Annotated in this window: 18 protein-coding genes; 7 read left to right on the forward strand and 11 right to left on the reverse strand. The window is 41.9% G+C overall.

Features of this window, described 5'->3' with window-relative positions; all coding sequences use genetic code 11:
• Positions 1-4: 4 nt before the first annotated feature.
• From MHI20_RS16695 to rfbF, 5 genes are read right to left on the reverse strand one after another with little or no spacing between them, the layout of a single operon-like run.
• A complete protein-coding gene (locus MHI20_RS16695; protein WP_324657811.1) occupies positions 5-934 on the reverse strand; it encodes a putative nucleotide-diphospho-sugar transferase in 930 nt (309 codons plus the stop codon).
• Positions 935-2,125 (reverse strand): glycosyltransferase family 2 protein, encoded by a 1,191-nt coding sequence (locus tag MHI20_RS16700; RefSeq protein WP_072367872.1) that lies wholly within the window; start codon positions 2,123-2,125, stop codon positions 935-937.
• Positions 2,122-3,033: a putative nucleotide-diphospho-sugar transferase gene (locus MHI20_RS16705; protein ID WP_045034449.1), complete on the reverse strand. Its 912-nt coding sequence runs from the start codon at positions 3,031-3,033 to the stop codon at positions 2,122-2,124. The genes MHI20_RS16700 and MHI20_RS16705 overlap by 4 nt, the downstream gene beginning before the upstream one ends.
• 12 nt (positions 3,034-3,045) lie before the next feature.
• A complete protein-coding gene (locus MHI20_RS16710; RefSeq protein WP_286108774.1) occupies positions 3,046-4,017 on the reverse strand; it encodes a GDP-mannose 4,6-dehydratase in 972 nt (323 codons plus the stop codon).
• Positions 4,018-4,021: 4 nt separating this feature from the next.
• Positions 4,022-4,786: a glucose-1-phosphate cytidylyltransferase gene (gene rfbF / locus MHI20_RS16715; RefSeq protein ID WP_008344198.1), complete on the reverse strand. Its 765-nt coding sequence runs from the start codon at positions 4,784-4,786 to the stop codon at positions 4,022-4,024.
• A 354-nt stretch (positions 4,787-5,140) separates the two neighbouring features.
• Between rfbF and MHI20_RS16720 the strand changes: the two genes are divergently transcribed.
• Both MHI20_RS16720 and MHI20_RS16725 read left to right on the forward strand, forming a co-directional pair.
• A complete protein-coding gene (locus MHI20_RS16720) occupies positions 5,141-5,290 on the forward strand; it encodes a DUF1540 domain-containing protein (RefSeq protein ID WP_008344201.1) in 150 nt (49 codons plus the stop codon).
• 242 nt (positions 5,291-5,532) lie between these two features.
• Positions 5,533-6,570: a DUF3900 domain-containing protein gene (locus MHI20_RS16725; protein ID WP_340940415.1), complete on the forward strand. Its 1,038-nt coding sequence runs from the start codon at positions 5,533-5,535 to the stop codon at positions 6,568-6,570.
• Positions 6,571-6,633: 63 nt separating this feature from the next.
• Here the strand turns inward: MHI20_RS16725 and MHI20_RS16730 are convergent, their stop codons facing one another.
• The gene (locus tag MHI20_RS16730; protein ID WP_324657809.1) at positions 6,634-7,833 is read right to left on the reverse strand and encodes an MFS transporter; all 1,200 of its coding nucleotides are present in this window, start codon (positions 7,831-7,833) and stop codon (positions 6,634-6,636) included.
• A gap of 103 nt (positions 7,834-7,936) precedes the next feature.
• On the opposite strand from MHI20_RS16730, the gene MHI20_RS16735 reads away from it, so the two are divergent.
• Positions 7,937-8,845, forward strand: a complete 909-nt coding sequence (locus MHI20_RS16735; protein WP_058336478.1) for a LysR family transcriptional regulator — start codon at positions 7,937-7,939, stop codon at positions 8,843-8,845.
• 32 nt (positions 8,846-8,877) lie between these two features.
• Here the strand turns inward: MHI20_RS16735 and MHI20_RS16740 are convergent, their stop codons facing one another.
• Positions 8,878-9,357, reverse strand: coding sequence for an aminoacyl-tRNA deacylase (locus MHI20_RS16740; protein WP_324657808.1), 480 nt, complete (start codon positions 9,355-9,357; stop codon positions 8,878-8,880).
• A gap of 146 nt (positions 9,358-9,503) precedes the next feature.
• Between MHI20_RS16740 and MHI20_RS16745 the strand changes: the two genes are divergently transcribed.
• On the forward strand, positions 9,504-10,706 hold the full coding sequence (locus MHI20_RS16745; protein ID WP_025206889.1) for an MFS transporter: 1,203 nt from the start codon (positions 9,504-9,506) through the stop codon (positions 10,704-10,706).
• 13 nt (positions 10,707-10,719) lie between these two features.
• On the opposite strand, the gene MHI20_RS16750 is transcribed toward MHI20_RS16745, so the two are convergent.
• Positions 10,720-11,451, reverse strand: a complete 732-nt coding sequence (locus MHI20_RS16750; RefSeq protein WP_017366780.1) for a MurR/RpiR family transcriptional regulator — start codon at positions 11,449-11,451, stop codon at positions 10,720-10,722.
• Positions 11,452-11,655: 204 nt separating this feature from the next.
• Between MHI20_RS16750 and MHI20_RS16755 the strand changes: the two genes are divergently transcribed.
• Entirely contained in the window at positions 11,656-12,984 is a 1,329-nt protein-coding gene (locus MHI20_RS16755; RefSeq protein ID WP_159145482.1) for a 6-phospho-beta-glucosidase, read from the forward strand.
• A gap of 34 nt (positions 12,985-13,018) precedes the next feature.
• On the opposite strand, the gene MHI20_RS16760 is transcribed toward MHI20_RS16755, so the two are convergent.
• Complete coding sequence (locus MHI20_RS16760; protein WP_324657807.1) at positions 13,019-13,666, reverse strand: DUF3885 domain-containing protein; 648 nt, start codon at positions 13,664-13,666, stop codon at positions 13,019-13,021.
• Between the two features lie 113 nt (positions 13,667-13,779).
• Between MHI20_RS16760 and MHI20_RS16765 the strand changes: the two genes are divergently transcribed.
• Positions 13,780-13,980 (forward strand): hypothetical protein, encoded by a 201-nt coding sequence (locus tag MHI20_RS16765; RefSeq protein ID WP_217967459.1) that lies wholly within the window; start codon positions 13,780-13,782, stop codon positions 13,978-13,980.
• Positions 13,981-13,990: 10 nt separating this feature from the next.
• On the opposite strand, the gene MHI20_RS16770 is transcribed toward MHI20_RS16765, so the two are convergent.
• Positions 13,991-14,905 carry an NAD(P)/FAD-dependent oxidoreductase gene (locus tag MHI20_RS16770; RefSeq protein WP_340939987.1) on the reverse strand — a complete coding sequence of 305 codons (915 nt, stop codon included), beginning with the start codon at positions 14,903-14,905 and terminating at the stop codon, positions 13,991-13,993.
• Between the two features lie 64 nt (positions 14,906-14,969).
• Positions 14,970-15,407 (reverse strand): Rrf2 family transcriptional regulator, encoded by a 438-nt coding sequence (locus tag MHI20_RS16775; protein ID WP_061418284.1) that lies wholly within the window; start codon positions 15,405-15,407, stop codon positions 14,970-14,972.
• Between the two features lie 181 nt (positions 15,408-15,588).
• Here MHI20_RS16775 and MHI20_RS16780 point away from each other — a divergent pair, with 181 nt between their 5' ends.
• The gene (locus tag MHI20_RS16780; protein ID WP_007496834.1) at positions 15,589-15,960 is read left to right on the forward strand and encodes a hypothetical protein; all 372 of its coding nucleotides are present in this window, start codon (positions 15,589-15,591) and stop codon (positions 15,958-15,960) included.
• The last annotated feature ends 49 nt before the right edge of the window (positions 15,961-16,009 follow it).

Below are 16,009 nucleotides of genomic sequence, written 5' to 3' on the forward strand. Positions count from 1 at the left end.
TTTTTCATATCTCATAAAAATGCGTATCAGGAACATGCTTCTTTGCAATAAACCCCTGCTGAAAGTCTGGAAAGACCTTTTGCACCTGTTTAATTTTCAGATGAATCAAATCAGCATACGGAATATACAAATGATCCACAAGAGTGTGTTCTGTCATATAGTAATACCAATTCAGATTAAAGGTATTTTCATCAATGATCGTAAAGGCAGAAAAATGATAGAACAGCAGTGGACATTCGTCGAGATACAAATCTCCTTTCACAACGGAGAGCTTATAGTTTTCAATATTCCAAATCGCTGCATTGGCACCTTTAGATGCCACCACATGGACACCCTCAAAATCATCGACCCATCTTTCAACATACCGCTGATCACCATATGTCTTTTTTTCCGTATCCATTTCTACTGTACAGTGCGCAATGCAGTTCTCTTTCCACTGCGTCACAGCCCGTTTGGCCACATCTGTGTTTCGACAGCCTACAAACCCAGTATTAAAACGGCCGGATAATTCATAAAAGTGATAGAATCGCTTGGAATTCATATGATCTGTCAAAAATACATGAGCGAGTGGATTTTCTGCAAATATCGCCTCTGGATCATGATAAAAATACAAATCCGTATCCAAATGAGCGAGATAATCTGCATCAGAGGACTCAAGAATTTTGAGTAGAAACGCAGGCTTAAGCGTCCAGCAATACTCGTGGAACGTACGATCCGCCTTTGCTTTTCGCAGCGAATCATCTTCCACATCTTCAAGCTGTTCATATTGGACATGTGGATGAGGAAACTGACTTAACACCTTGTAAGCCAAAGGATCAGCACATAAGACAGAAAGTTTGTATGATTGAGCCGTCTGCTCAAGTGAATGAATCAGCGCCAGCAGCTTAAACACATGGGTATTCGACACAATGGTTGTGAAATGATAGGATGCCATCTACAACACATCCACTTGGAACAAGTCAACATGCAGCAGCTCTTTTGTGAGCCCTTGAATGGCCTCGGCCAGCACCGTGCATCCATGTTCCTGCTTGGCAAGTTGGGCCGCCTCTGACAGCTTTTTCAAAGGGAAATGCTTTGCTGTCAGCACGTCCTTTTGATCACGTTTAATGCCCACATTCCGCTCTGTGATCATATGAAGCAGCTCCAAAAAATAAGCGAGCAGATCATCATATGCTTCATTCTTACGCAGCTGGCGAATGTCTTTCACGATATCATTTGTCACGGTATGAGAAAATGGTCCAGAGAAAGCCAGATGAACATCAATCGAATCAATATTGTTGTACTTCTCGCACATATACAAAATGTTATATTTGATGTCATCGAATGACGTTAAATTACTTGGATGTTCCTGATGCACACTCAAAATATCCTCACGCAGTTCAAATGAGAGGCCAAGCTGATGCAGACGAATGCCTAAATCATAATCCTCAAACCCGTATCTAACGATTTTTTCATCAAACATCCCTAGTTCCATGACATGCTTTCGCTTGACGGAAGAGTTATTTGTGATAAAAAATCGCCACGGCAATTGATAAGAACTTAAATCATAGTCGTACGTGTTTAAAATGTCTTTCAGGATATCAATAAATTCGGACTGCAAGTCGAAGCTTCTCTCTAGAAATGCGCCGCTTTTCACTTCCTCCATCGACACAAGAGACGTTTTGTCTTTCATTTTCCGCTGATACAGCCCTTGTTTTTTTAATCGTTTCACATGATCTTGATCAAAACCGGTGTAAAAATAACGGTAGATTCGCTTCCAGCAAACACCGCAAATGACACGGTCCTCATGATCAGCATGTGCCTCTGCGTGCTTTTGAATAAATTGGGGCTCTGCCAACATATCGCTGTCATGGAATATTAAGAGGTCTCCCTCTGCCTCACGAATGGCATGATTGCGCCCCTTGGCAATTCCTTGATTGACAGGAATACGCACCTTTTTGAATGGAAAGTTCACCTCAATGTTTTCGAGCATTTCCATCGTGCCGTCCGTTGACCCATTATCAGCGACAATGACCTCAAATGGAATATCGGTTTCCTGAAGCGTTAAGGAAAAGAGGCTCCCTTCTAAACGCTCTTTCGCATTATAACTCGGAATAATGACGCTGACCTTCGGCTTTTCATTCATGCGCCATCCTCCTCCAGTTTGGCATAGCCGTTAAACATCGGATTGACTTGTTCTACCGATTCAATCACATGACGCAGCACTTCCCGATAGGCTTCTTGGAAAAATGGCAAGTCATCTCTTCCTTTTTCATGGATTTGCTGCATATCATCTTTGCTTAAGATCCGAAAACCACTGAAATGATAGCAAATGAGTGGGCTTCCATCCTCAAGCAAAATACGTCCATTCTCTTCCTGATAAGAATGCTGGCCATAATTCCAGTGACCAATATTCACACCCTTTGTTTGAATATCCTCTACTTTTTCAAACAGCACCGGCATATGATCCAAATACCCTTGATCGCCAAATTTTCCTTCTCCAGGCGCATTTTTGCATTCTTTTAGACATTCTTCTTTCCACCAGCTCAGGCACTTCCGGCCGGCTTCATCTCCTTTAAAATGCAGGAAGCCTGAGTTATAACGCCCTAAAAGTTTCTGAAGCATCTTCACTTCCTCTGGATCAAAGCTTGGAATGACAATATCCCCTCTTGATAGAAGCACAGAGGCATCAGGCTGGTTTTGAAAAATCACTTGTGGACTCTCATAAAAGAACAAATCCGCATCAAGATACGTCACTTCCTCCGCCTGGTCCTGCTTAAATAGCCACTCAATCCAAATCGGTTTTAATGTCCAGCAATATTCCGAATCATTTCGTTCCTTTTTGATCTCTAGAAGCTCCGGCGTTTCAAGCTCACGCACATGAACAAGATCGACATGCGGGAAATTCATTTGATGAAGCAAATCAAATGCAGCATCATCCATACATAACGTCTTGATGACAGCATCATCTTCTACTTGCTTCAACGATAAGAAAAACGCAATAGCTTGATAAAGTCTTCCACTTGATAGAACCGTACAATATATGCTGTTCATCTGTATACACCTCTATTTTTGAAAGAATTCACGATACCATTCAATTGTCTTTTCTAACCCTTCATCAATGGAGTAATCAGGCTTCCAATCAAGCAGCTTTCTCGCCTTTTCTGCTGATAAATATTGATGCTTAATCTCATGCGTTCCTTGATTCAAAATACGAGGTTTTAGTTCACTGCCCATCGCCTTTAAGATTTTATCAACGAGCTCAAGCACAGTCAGCTGAATTTCATTACTAAAGTTAAATGCTTCTCCTGCAAGCCCTTTTTCCTCCATTTTTTCAGCTAGCAGTAAATAAGCCTTGACCGCATCTTCAATATAGAAATAATCACGGATAAAGGTACCGTCACTTCTAATTTCTGGCGCCTTTCCCTCTAATACAAGCTGGATGGTTTGCGGAATGATTCGGTTAAAATTCAAATCCCCGCCTCCATATAAATTACCGCAGCGCGTAATACAAACCGGAAGACCATATGTGTTGTAGTACGTGTGAGAAATTAAATCTGCACAGCTTTTTGACACATCATATGGGTGCTTGCCGTTAAGCGGCATGTCTTCATCATAAGGAAGCTGTTCTTGATCCCCGTATGCTTTATCACTCGATGCCACAATCACTCGTTTGATAAGCGGCTGCCTTCTGCATGCCTCCAGCACATTCCATGTTCCTAAAATATTGGCTTCAAATGTAGAGACTGGGTGACGATTTGCGACCCCAACAATCGCTTGGGCGGCCAAATGAAAGACTGTATCAATCTCATATTCTCCTAACGCACGTTCTATCGTTTGCATGTCCTCAAGTGCGCCTTGGACGACATTCATCTTTTCAAATTGACTGCCTTGATATAAGTTCGATCTTGGCACCTGATCACGTACAAGCCCTGTTACGTTTGCTCCTAGATCTATCAATTCCTTGACGAGGTAACTCCCTAACAATCCCGTACACCCAGTCACAAATACGTTTTTCCCATTCCAAAATCCGCTCATGCTGTCACCAAACCTTCCATGGTTGTTTTCCATCTGCCCACATGCCGTTGATTTCTTTCAAGTTTTTATACGTATCAATTGCTGTCCAAAATCCGTGGTGCTCATAGACTGCAAGCTCTCCATCATTCGCCAAATTTTGAAGAGGCTCTGCTTCAAAGACGCATTGATCATCATCTGTTAAATAATCAAAAACCTTTGGAGACAACACAAAAAATCCTCCATTGATCATCCCGATACTGTCTGTCTTCTCAGAGAAGGATTGTGCCATCCCGTTATACACCTTCAGCGTGCCGTACTGTGATTTCTTTTCAATTCCTGTGACAGTGGCAGCTGCTCCAAGCTCTTGATGGCGCTTGAGCAAATGAAACATATTGATATTGGCAAGTCCGTCACCGTACGTCATCATAAATGTCTCATCACCAATATAATCCTGTACCTGCTTTAACCGCCCGCCTGTCATCGTATTCTCACCCGTATCTAAAAAAGTGATTTTCCAGTTCTCCGAATTCCCTAAAAGCTTCATTTCTCCTGTCGACATATCCAGCTGCATGCTGTGATGCCGCCAGTCGTAGTTGAGAAAATACTCTTTGATTTTCTCTCCTTTATATCCAAGCAATAAGATAAACTCGTCTACACCGTAATACTGATAGATTTTCATAATATGCCATAGAATAGGCCGATCTCCGATCATAGCAAGTGGTTTAGGAAGCGCTTGTGTGACCTCACTCATTCTCGTTCCCTTTCCTCCGCAGAGAATGACTGCTTTCATCTTCTCCCCTCATCTCTCTATGAAAATTTTTGATTGAAAACCCTATCTTCATGCGGAAAATCAGTACATGTACCCTTATACTTTGTCCGACATCAGGTTTTGAATCTACTCTATTCATATGTCGGAATAAGAGAGGGTGCCACCTAGCATTTAACTATTTTTACAAACAAAAAAGAGCGAGATTTGCATTCTCGCTCTTTCAAAGTTTAAATTGTATATTTTCAGGGTAGATGGTATGATAAACATGTGCATATACAGCACAAACAGCCTCTTTCGATAAAGAGACTACTAGATTGAATGAACTCAAGTGGCAGCTTACTTCATTCTTAATATGAATCACGGAGGTGAATTCCCATGGCACAAAATGTACTTTGTGAAGTGAACTCTTGCCGTTTTTGGGCTGACAACAGCTGTACAGCTTCTACCATTAAAATTGGTAAAAGCACAATGACTGACGTGACTCGCAATGCTGAAACGGATTGCGAAACATTTGAAACAAAATAATACATGATTTTCTGAGATGAAGGAACTGGCAGGTTCCTTCTTTTCTTTTACCATTCTATCAAGAATGATAATTATTATCAAGCGTTTTTGAATAAACATTTCTCGGGAAATAATGACACGATATTTCTCCATTCGTTGACGATTTTCACTCCTTTTTCTATACTCAACATATCCAAAGAAGAAAAAGTGGTGACCAATCAGTGGATTTTACGATACGTTTTCTATCATTCTATGTGGTTTAAATAGAAGGCAAAGAGGAACAAGCAAATAAACGGTTTAAACATTACCAAACATTAGACCAAGAGGAATTTGAACAAAGTGAGCTGAAAGACTTTCTAGACGGTGAGCTTAAAAAAATCGTCAAACGAAAAGTGGACAGACACCCTAAGTCTGAGCAAGTACCGACTAAAATTGGCCGATTTATTGTCGAACCCGGGCATGAACTCGATTCAAATCCAAACTACAATTTATTTCATCAGACGAGATTTGCAGATACAAAAGAAGTATTTAACGAATGCAGTGAACAATTTGTTCGCACTTATTTAGATACAAGTGCTGTCAGAGGCGGCGTGTTTTTGGTTGCATCTGCGGTTCCTAAAAAGTATTTCGATGACTCTTTTGTCTTTATCATGAAATGCGATTTTGAACAGAAAGTCGCTTCTATTGCTGATACATCTACCTTGATCCGAAAAGTCGAAATGGCGATTACAACAAAAAACATGAAATCGATTCAATACCCGTTTATGCCAGAAGAGGGCATGACAGAGGAAGCCGAAGTGAAAATTCACCAATCCTCACACGCTCGTTATTTTGAAGACTTTCTAAAATTCGTCGAATACGGGGAATCGATGCCTGAAATCATGAAATCACAGGTCATGAATATGGTGCAGGAACATGTATTTGAAACATTTCAGGATGAAAGTGAAGAATTAAAACAATTTGAAGAGGACCTTGAAATATGGGAAGCAAGTGAAAAACGGGAGATTCGGGAAACACTCGATACAGAACAGGTCACGCTAGCCGCTTCACACATTGTTGAACAAACCCCTGATATCACGATGAAGATGCGTCTAGGCGAAACAGAAATTAAAGGACTTTTAGCCGACTTCGGCCACTCGATTCATATCGCAAAGGTCAACAATCGATATGTCGTGCTCGTTGAAGCAGATCAAATTGTATTTGAAAAAGGAAGCACACCTGTTGAATTCCATAAACCCAATGGCTTGAAAGAGGTCGTCAGCCAACTCACGCAAAAAGCCTATGATTCAGACTTAGAATAAGAGAATATGACTGCCTCCTGCGATCAGCTGCATGAGGCAGTTTTTTATATAACACTTTATTTCTTACACTGCACTAAAAGAAACATGCTGCCCGCTTCTTATCCACATGCTGACGAGCATTAAACTTATGATAAGCATCAGCCAAAAGACGCTGTTTGTTCCGAAAAACTGGATCAACGTATACCCACACAAAGGTCCTAAAGCAGCCCCCATATCTTGAACAAAAGAATAGCTGGCGAGAAAGCGGTTCTTATCTGTTTGAGCAGAAGCTTTTTGAAAGGCAAGTGTATCGGTGAACGTTGTGACAATTGTTGCCATTAGTTGCATCAAAAGCAGCATCAATAGGAACCAGCCGCTTACCTTCAGCATGATCACAAGAAAACTGAGACCTCCAAATGAAAGAAACATCCAGCATAACATTCGTTCCTTCATCACAAGACGATCAAACCATTTGCCCGTTCTCGGTGCGAGAAATGGTTCCCATCCCCACCTGAGTGCTTGAATAACACCGCTTAAAGCCGAAGCTCCGATGACAAAGCCAAACAGAGTCAATTCATCTTGGTTAATCTTTGCTTCAATGACATGACTCAGCGTGGATGCGAATAAACCTTGGATGATCAGTGCGATCAGCATGCCTGTTATCAGTACTTTTACCACATCTCGTGTAAACCACTTCTGTTTGATGCCATGATACACCTGCGTGCCTTCTCTCTTTTCAATTTCATCCAACGATACATAAAAAATGCAGCCCATTAATGTGAGTAAGCCAAAGACAAGCGTCATGGACTGAAAACCGATCAAGCTGGCAAGGATTCCCCCAAATAACATGCCAAATAAACTGCCAAGCCGGTAAAGCCCATTATAAAGACCCGTCAAATGTCCTTGTGAGCCTTCGTCTATTTCAGCCAAGACCCTCATCCCACTCATACGGAGTAACGTCCAAGCGAGACCCCATGCACAGCGGCAAATCAATAGCAGCCAAAATCCACTCATACCATATAATATCGTGGTCACTGACGCGATCAAAATTGCGATCAGTACACCGGTCTTCATTGGGATATATCGATAAAGCCACCATACGACAGGTGCTAGCGGGATACGAATGAATCGGTTGATAGACAGCAGTAACCCCACCTCCCAAATGGATGATAAACCAATCTCTTTCCAATAGACCGGGAGAACAATATAGAGCATTGAATCCCCAATAAGGGCAAATGCTGTGATGAGCGCAATTGACACCACTTGCTTTTGACGACGATCCATTTTTTCTTCCCCCTTCGCTACCTTTACGATAAGGGATACCTTATAATAAATCTAATGAATGTTTTTGATTGAATCATCAAAATAATTGATAGGCGGTGCAAAGATGAATTTACATGCCCTCCGTATTTTTGCAAAGGTAGCCGAAACAAAAAGTGTCACACAAACGGCAGACGTGCTGTCTTTGACGCAGCCGGCTGTGACGGCACAATTACGAAGCATTGAACGAGAGATCGGTTTTCGTCTTTTCAAACGAAACGGCCGGGGGATTACCCTGACGGAGATGGGGAAGATCCTGTATCCATATGCCCGGCAAGTATTCGAGGCGGAAAAAGAAGTAGAATATCAGATTACCCTTCTGCAAAACGGAAAAAAAGGAAGACTCAGAATTGCTTCTACCTATGTACCACTTAACTTTTTGCTGCCTGATTGGCTTGCCTCTTTTAAAACATCATCGCCACAGACAGACATTGAATTAAAAAGCGGAAACTCCGCTCAAGTGATCGAAAGCCTGCTTCAATATCAATCAGATGTGGCGATCGCCGTAATAGAGGATCTGCACCACGAAGATCTTCACACCTCTCACTTGACTGATTTAAGTTATGACTTTATCGTGCCTGTGGATCACCCGTTAAATGGAACAACCGTCCCACTAGAACGACTGAGCCATGAACCTTTTTTAATGCGAGAAGAAGGCAGTTCAACGAGAGACAAGCTTTTTTCCCTTTTTACCGCTAAAGGAATTAAAAAACCGACCGTTGATTTACAATTCAGTGGTGTCCACGAAGCCATTCAAATGATCAAAGCTGGCTATGGCATCACCCTTGTTCCTCGTGACGCTGTTCAGCGAAGCTTAGAACGTGGAGAGATTGGGCGCGTGTATATCGAAGGAATTGACATTATCAGACCTGTTGTGGTCTGCAAACGGGCGAATGACCTTGAGGAAAATAGGACGGTGAATGCTTTTCTGCAAATGAAAGACATCGGACCCTTTATAGCACCTGACTCCAATTAAAAAAGTGCCTGCTTCAGCAACAGGCACTTTTTCTATTCGGATGGCTGAACAAGATCAAATGGGACCGCTTTTGAGGCTATCACTAATTGTTCTGGTGTGATGAGTATTTCATTTCCCCATTCTCCCGCTCCAACGCCTAATATCTCTTCTTCTAATAGCGATGCTTCGATAATCGTGCGGAACCCTTCAGGCTGCCAGCAAAATGGCGGAATAGAGCCAATCCGATAGCCTGTCACTTCAAGCACCGTGTCTGGTGAAGCCATTTTGATATTGCGAGAGCCTGCGGCTTTCTTTAGTTTCCCTGATTTGATGTGCTGGTCAGCACCAACCATTACAAGCAGCTGCTCCCCTTCCCCTGTTTCAAAGATCAATGTTTTGATCATTTGTCTTTCTCTAAAACCAAGAGCAGCCGCTACATTCGATGCGCCCTTCTCTGTTTCGGCAGAAAATGTTTTGATGTCATACGAGATGCCATGCTTGTCCAAAAAGTCATGCGCTGGTAATTTTTTCAATGAATTGAACCCCTTTCCTTACGATGTTCTTTCATTTAGCTTATCACAATCCTCTCATCCTTAAGATGTATTTTTCAATGGAAAACCTCTGCACACTTCGCCAACATGCTATACTAAACTTGTTTTTGAAAAGGAGTCGGTTGGATATGGGAAATAAGTTTTGGTTTTATACAGGCAGTAAAAGCCTTCTCATGCTAAGTGATATTCTATTTTTGATGACAGTCACATTGGTTATTTATCAAGATACACAATCTGTCGCCTATGCGGCTGTATTTCCGCTCATAAGAACACTATGTCAGCTATTGGCTGGGCTCCTCTCTCCTGTTTTGACAGAACTCTTTCAAGCCAAGCGTCTATTGAAATGGGTCCCTCTTTTACGTATTGGAATGCTCGTCGTATTCACGACCCAATTTGATTTCTTTCAGCAGCACCTGATCTGGCTGTTTAGTGCGTTCGTATTGATTTCCATCACAGGCGGGTTCATCAGCCCTTTATTACAGGCCATCATGCCGATGCTTGTATCAGCAAATCAGCTTGTGAAAGCGAACAGTACAGCCTCCGTTTTTTATCAATCTGTTCAAATCGCCGGCTATTCGTTTACTGGAATGCTCGTCCTGTTGATTGGTCCATTTTATTTAATGTGGGCCTCTTGTTTCATGATTGTGTTGTCCTATCTATTGATCATCCCTGTTTTTCCTCTACTCAAGCAAGAAGACACGGTTCAAAAAGAAAATAAGATGAACGGGTTCAAGGATGGCTGGAAGATCATTTGGACAAACAAAACGGTTCGCATCCTGACTTTCATGGATGTTAGTGAAAATATTGCAGGTGCTTTGTGGGTCGGACCGGTTACGCTTGCCTTTGTCACACTTGTTTTAAATGAAGGTGCGGAATGGTGGGGATATATCAATGCCGCATATTATATAGGTGCCATTATAGGCGGACTCATGGCTGCATGGCTAAGTCAGTTTATTCAAAAACAACTTCTCCTCTTTATGGCAGCGGGCTCTTTTATTTATGCAGTGCTGACGATCCTATTTTCACTAAACAGCCTGCCATGGCTTGCATTGCTGCTTTGTATTTTAATGGGGCCTGCCTATCAAATTCGGGATGTTTCGCAGCAAACCATCCTCCAAACGGAAACGCCAGTCCATGAGTTATCAAAGGTGTATTCGGCTCAATACGTTCTCTCTTCTATGTCTGTCAGTTTATCTATTTTCTTTGTTGGATTAATTGCGGATACATTCGGAGCGAGATTTGTGTATTTGTTAGGCGGACTGTTTGTACTCATCTGCTCAAGCATTGCCATCACCACTTTCATGATGCAGAAAAAAAGAGCGGCTGTTTAAGGCAGCGGCTCTTTTACTTTTCTTTTAACATCGCAAACATGTCACGCGCCATTGCTTCTAGGATATACACAACGGGTGTCTGTGTAGTAATGTTGGCTCTATGGACTCGTTCGTCTGTAACGTAATAAGCAATATTTAAGTCAGAAATACGAGAAATTGTACAGTGCTGATTGTTTGTAATACTAATGATCGTGCTGCCTTCTCTTTTAAGTTTCGAAATATGATCAATCGTAATACTGTTCTCTCCTGATACCGACAGCACAATGGTGACACTATTGTCTAAATACTGCATATTCATCGGGAAAAACGGATCGTTGATGTAAAACGAAAATTTCTCCAGACTTGAAAAGTACCTTGCCCCATACTGCGCCAAAATACCAGAACTGCCCGTCCCAATAAACAGCACATTCTTTGCATCCGCAATGAGCTTCGCTGCCTCTTTAATCTTCTCCTCAAAATCTCCTTTAAGTGTCCGTTCGATAAATTCATACAGGAAATGCTGCGTGCTTTTCAAAGAAGGTGTTTGTTCTGCTTCTAAATACATTTTGAGCTTCACCTTAAATTCTGAAAAGCCTTCACAATTCACTTTTCGACAAAAGCGAAGGACAGATGAGGTCGATATATGTGCGGCATCTGCCAAATCACGAATTCTCATATAGACGACTTTTTCACTGTTTTCCATAATGTATCGGTATAAAGCGCTTTCTAGTTCATTAAAGCTGGAAATGACCTCACTTGAAAACATCTGACTTCCCCTTTCTCCAACAACATGACACAACACGTTTCTTTTATGTAACAAATCTCTAAATAAGGCACCCTTGCCTAAAGACGCTGAAACCGTTTACGCACAAGGTACTCTCACGATAAGCTATAGATGTACAAACAAATGATAAAAGATTGATTCACTCTATTATAACATTGTGCGTTACATTATTCGGAGGTGCAGAACATGGCAAAAGGATTAAAGGTTGTCACAATCGGCGGAGGATCAAGCTATACACCAGAACTTGTCGAAGGATTCATTAAACGGTACGAGGAATTTCCAATAAGCGAACTTTGGCTCGTCGATATCGAAGCAGGTAAAGAAAAGCTTGAAATCGTCGGAAATCTTGCAAAACGCATGGTGAAAAAAGCAGGGCTTCCAATCGAGGTTCATTTAACTTTAGATCGCCGGAAAGCACTGGTAGACGCTGATTTCGTCACAACACAATTCCGCGTCGGATTACTGGAAGCACGTATGAAGGATGAACGCATTCCTTTAAAATATGATGTCATTGGTCAAGAAACAAACGGTCCAGGCGGTCTATTCAAGGGTCTGCGTACCATCCCTGTCATTCTTGAGATTGTGAAAGATATTGAAGAATTATGCCCGGATGCTTGGCTTGTGAATTTCACAAATCCAGCTGGTATGGTCACAGAAGCCGTACTTCGCTATTCAAACCATCGCAAAGTCGTTGGACTATGTAACGTACCAATCGGCATTCGCATGGGCATCGCCAAAGGACTTGATGTCGACGCAAGCAGAGTCGAAGTCAGCTTTGCTGGATTAAACCATATGGTCTTTGGACTGAACGTGTTCTTAGACGGCAAAAGCATCATGGATCAAGTGATCGAAGACATGGCAGATCCAAACTCGACCATGTCGATGAACAACATTCAAGCGATTCCGTGGGATGCAGATTTCTTAAAAGGGCTTGGCGTGATCCCTTGTCCATATCACCGCTACTACTACAAAACAAGTGATATGCTGGCTGAAGAAAAGAAAGCAGCAGAGAATGAAGGAACTCGTGCAGAAGTCGTCCGTGCACTAGAAAATGACCTGTTCGAGCTTTACAAAGATCCTGATCTTGATATTAAGCCACCACAGCTTGAAAAACGAGGCGGTGCTTACTACAGTGATGCAGCATGTAACTTGATCGCATCCATTTATAACGACAAGCATGACATTCAGCCTGTAAACACAATCAACAATGGCGCCATCAGTGACATTCCAAATGATTCTGCCGTTGAACTGAACTGTGTCATCACAAAAGACGGCCCAAAACCAATCGCTGTTGGTGAAATGCCGGTCGCTGTCAAAGGACTTATTTCTCAAATTAAATCCTTTGAACGTGTAGCCGCTGAAGCAGCCGTGACAGGCGACTACAACACAGCACTTGTCGCCATGACCATCAATCCGCTCGTCCCATCAGATGCCATTGCAAAAAGCATCCTAGATGAAATGCTAGAAGCACACAAAGAATATCTGCCACAGTTTTTCAAAAAAGTAGAAGCATAAAACAGAACCGCACTTGTGAAAAGTGCGGTTTTTCTTATTTCCCGGCAAACAACTGATCCATCTGAGCACGGTCATAGTCTAAGAACCAGTGCTGTAAACCTTCATAAACTGGACGCAGACGTTCTGGATCTGCCGCAATAAGATCACAACCTCGATCATCATATAAGTGGAAAATCATCTGTTTTGAGAGATTGATGAGATAAATGTCATAACCAAGCTTTCCTTTCAAGATTTGATTCGGTTTGTAGAAATCCTCTTGGCAGATGGCTTGTAATAGCGGGCGCAATCGAATATCTTGCAACTGACACTTGAGTGTAAATCTCTCTCTTTTCATTGTTTCTTCTTGTTTTGGTTGTACATAGGTCAAACGCTCGTGACGCAATCGGTGACGCACTTGTCGGTCGGCATATTTTTGATAAACAAGGAGCTTTTGCTTCGTTAATTCATGTTCATGCTGCGTATAGACATCCGTGACAAGTAGAATATCGTCTTCTGGATCAAAAGCATATCTGACAATTTTTAAAGCCCGATCGCCTGCTTTTTCTAATACAACCGATTCTTCTCCTAATGACCAATCTGCCACTTCAAAGCGAAGACCAAAAGGCCACTTATAAAAAAGAGGCGGCGCGAGGACAAGTTCAGGAAAATGACTTTTTAAAAAACGATTGGTTTGATCGCTCATCTCATGTCCTTCCATTGGTTTTATTTCTCATTTTACCGTTGAAACTGATGGAAATTCAATTGGAAATAAACTGTCATTTCTTATATGATAGAAAGAGATGGAGGTGTGACCAATTGAAAAAATGGTTTTTACAGGTATTCCTCACCGCATTGATCACGATGTGGATACAGACTGGACTTGATCAGGCGAACATCATTCATATCAACAATGTATGGGTCGATGTCAGCAGCTGGATCCTAATCTTCTTTGTCATCTACGCACTTTTTGAATGGACTGCTCACGTCTTAGCAAAACGGAAAATCGCTCATCGCTGAACATCTCTTTTTACAGAGATGTTTTTTGTTGAAACTCTTCCTGCACAAGTTCATGAATCACGCCCATTCCTGCCTGACTTCCGGCTGCTGCTGCAAGAACAAGCTGAGCAGGCCCGCCTAAATTATCACCACATGCAAAAATACCGCTGACGGTTGTACGCCCAAGAATATCTGTTTCAATGCCCCCATTTTTCGTCATTTGACAGCCTAGTTTTTCAGCAAAAGGGGTTGACTGCTTGAAATCACTTGCGACAAATCCGCCTTCTCTTATCACTATCTCTCCATTTACAAGCTGAAGAGAGCGTAGCTGACCATTGTCATGATGGATCGCTACAATTGGCACATCAATAACTTGAATAGAATGTGCTGATAGCAGTGCTTTCTCCTCTTCAGCTAACACTTGCTGTCCATTTGTAAACACAATCAAATCCTTTGTCCAATTGGAAAGAAGTTTCGCCATATGCAAAGCGCGCTGGTTCTCTGCAATCAGGGCAAGTGGCTTGTCCTTCAGCTCCCAGCCATCGCAGAAAGGACAGCTAAACAACGTCTTTCCATACACATCATGAATCCCGTTGATCTTTGGTAATATGTCCTGAAGTCCTGTGGCCAAAATGATTTTTTTCGCTTCGAATCTTTCTCCTTCTTGTGTCAGTAACGCGAAGTTATCCTCATGATTTTGTATCTCCACAATTCTGCTTCGTTTGATTTGGATATTGGGGTAGTTTTGAAGATCCGCTTCTCCCGCTTGTCTGATCTCAAACGGTGTCATCCCATCGTTTGTAATAAATCCATGAGATTCCTGAGTCACACGATTTCTTGGCATCTCATCATCGAATACCATGACCTGTTTTCTGCCCCGCCCCACAACAAGAGCTGCATTTAATCCGGATGGCCCGCCTCCAATAATGGCACAATCTAATAACATATAAATCTCCCCTTTTTATCAAAGACTTTAAAGACTCTTAATATCTATAATTTGCTCAAAAAAATCACATATTGAAAAATGGATTTTTTTCTGTCTGCTCTATTTGGCTTGCAATATCAACTAACCGCTTTTGACTTAACGTCTCCTGCATTTTCGTTTCAACATCTTGCATGACTTGTTCAATCAAACAGCCATCGTGAGGCATGAAAGAATCATGTGCTAAGGAACAACGAAATAAATTGGTTTGTCCTTCTACCGCCTGAATGACGTCTAGAAACGAAATGTCCTCCTTCTTTTTCAGAATGGTGTAACCACCTTTTGCGCCAGGTGTTGATTCAATCAATCCCGCCTTCACAAGCTTTGTTAAAATTTTAGATAAATAGGTAGGTGAAAGATCTTGCATCTTGGCGAGAGGCTCAACACCTATTGCTTTCCCCTTTGGTGCAAGGGTTAAAAAGACCATCGTATGCAGCGCATAGTTGGTCGCTTTAGAATATTTCATAGAAACATTCCTTTCTATCTATTGTAGACCTTTTATATCTGTAATTGATCATAAAAGATTCAAGAAGAAAAAGCAAGTATTGTGGATCTGCTTCTTTTTTCGTTCCACATTTCGCATTTCCTTCCGATAATAGAAGTAAGCACGAATAAAAGCTTGATGAAGACTAGAAGGAGTGAAAAAAATGTCAGATCAACAGCACAATGCAGCACACGAAGAAGAAGAGGAATTTAACGTATACGACATGCTTCCACCCGCAGGAACAATCATTGGCGAAGCAACAGAAGAAGAAATGGAAGCTGCAGCAGCATTAGAAGTGAGACATTATGCCTTTATGCGTCTGCAAGACTCGTACATTCAATTTGATGGATCTTCTTATAAAGAATTGCTTAAAGACTTTCAAGAACTAGAATTTGATTCTGCAAAATTTTGGAGAGCCATCGCCCGACGCCTGCAAGTCCCATACGAATGGCCCATCCGAATCGACCATGCAAACGGTCCTATTTATATTGGTGAAACAGAGGATAGCCGTGATGTTGAGGAGAGTGCGGAGTAATAGTTTGCCCCCCTGCTAACAACAGGGGGGTTAAATTCACATTAATATA

Origin of the sequence: Bacillus sp. FSL K6-1106 (assembly GCF_038005245.1) — a bacterium.
Classification (GTDB): Bacteria; Bacillota; Bacilli; order Bacillales; family Bacillaceae; genus Bacillus; species Bacillus altitudinis.

Bases quoted from the DNA above. Each gene is read 5' to 3' on its own strand.
- MHI20_RS16695 (WP_324657811.1), bottom strand. From the start codon at position 934: ATGGCATCCTATCATTTCACAACCATTGTGTCGAATACCCATGTGTTT.
- MHI20_RS16700 (WP_072367872.1), bottom strand. From the start codon at position 2,125: ATGAATGAAAAGCCGAAGGTCAGCGTCATTATTCCGAGTTATAATGCG.
- MHI20_RS16705 (WP_045034449.1), bottom strand. From the start codon at position 3,033: ATGAACAGCATATATTGTACGGTTCTATCAAGTGGAAGACTTTATCAA.
- MHI20_RS16710 (WP_286108774.1), bottom strand. From the start codon at position 4,017: ATGAGCGGATTTTGGAATGGGAAAAACGTATTTGTGACTGGGTGTACG.
- rfbF (WP_008344198.1), bottom strand. From the start codon at position 4,786: ATGAAAGCAGTCATTCTCTGCGGAGGAAAGGGAACGAGAATGAGTGAG.
- MHI20_RS16720 (WP_008344201.1), top strand. From the start codon at position 5,141: ATGGCACAAAATGTACTTTGTGAAGTGAACTCTTGCCGTTTTTGGGCT.
- MHI20_RS16730 (WP_324657809.1), bottom strand. From the start codon at position 7,833: ATGGATCGTCGTCAAAAGCAAGTGGTGTCAATTGCGCTCATCACAGCA.
- MHI20_RS16735 (WP_058336478.1), top strand. From the start codon at position 7,937: ATGAATTTACATGCCCTCCGTATTTTTGCAAAGGTAGCCGAAACAAAA.
- MHI20_RS16745 (WP_025206889.1), top strand. From the start codon at position 9,504: ATGGGAAATAAGTTTTGGTTTTATACAGGCAGTAAAAGCCTTCTCATG.
- MHI20_RS16750 (WP_017366780.1), bottom strand. From the start codon at position 11,451: ATGTTTTCAAGTGAGGTCATTTCCAGCTTTAATGAACTAGAAAGCGCT.
- MHI20_RS16755 (WP_159145482.1), top strand. From the start codon at position 11,656: ATGGCAAAAGGATTAAAGGTTGTCACAATCGGCGGAGGATCAAGCTAT.
- MHI20_RS16760 (WP_324657807.1), bottom strand. From the start codon at position 13,666: ATGAGCGATCAAACCAATCGTTTTTTAAAAAGTCATTTTCCTGAACTT.
- MHI20_RS16770 (WP_340939987.1), bottom strand. From the start codon at position 14,905: ATGTTATTAGATTGTGCCATTATTGGAGGCGGGCCATCCGGATTAAAT.
- MHI20_RS16775 (WP_061418284.1), bottom strand. From the start codon at position 15,407: ATGAAATATTCTAAAGCGACCAACTATGCGCTGCATACGATGGTCTTT.
- MHI20_RS16780 (WP_007496834.1), top strand. From the start codon at position 15,589: ATGTCAGATCAACAGCACAATGCAGCACACGAAGAAGAAGAGGAATTT.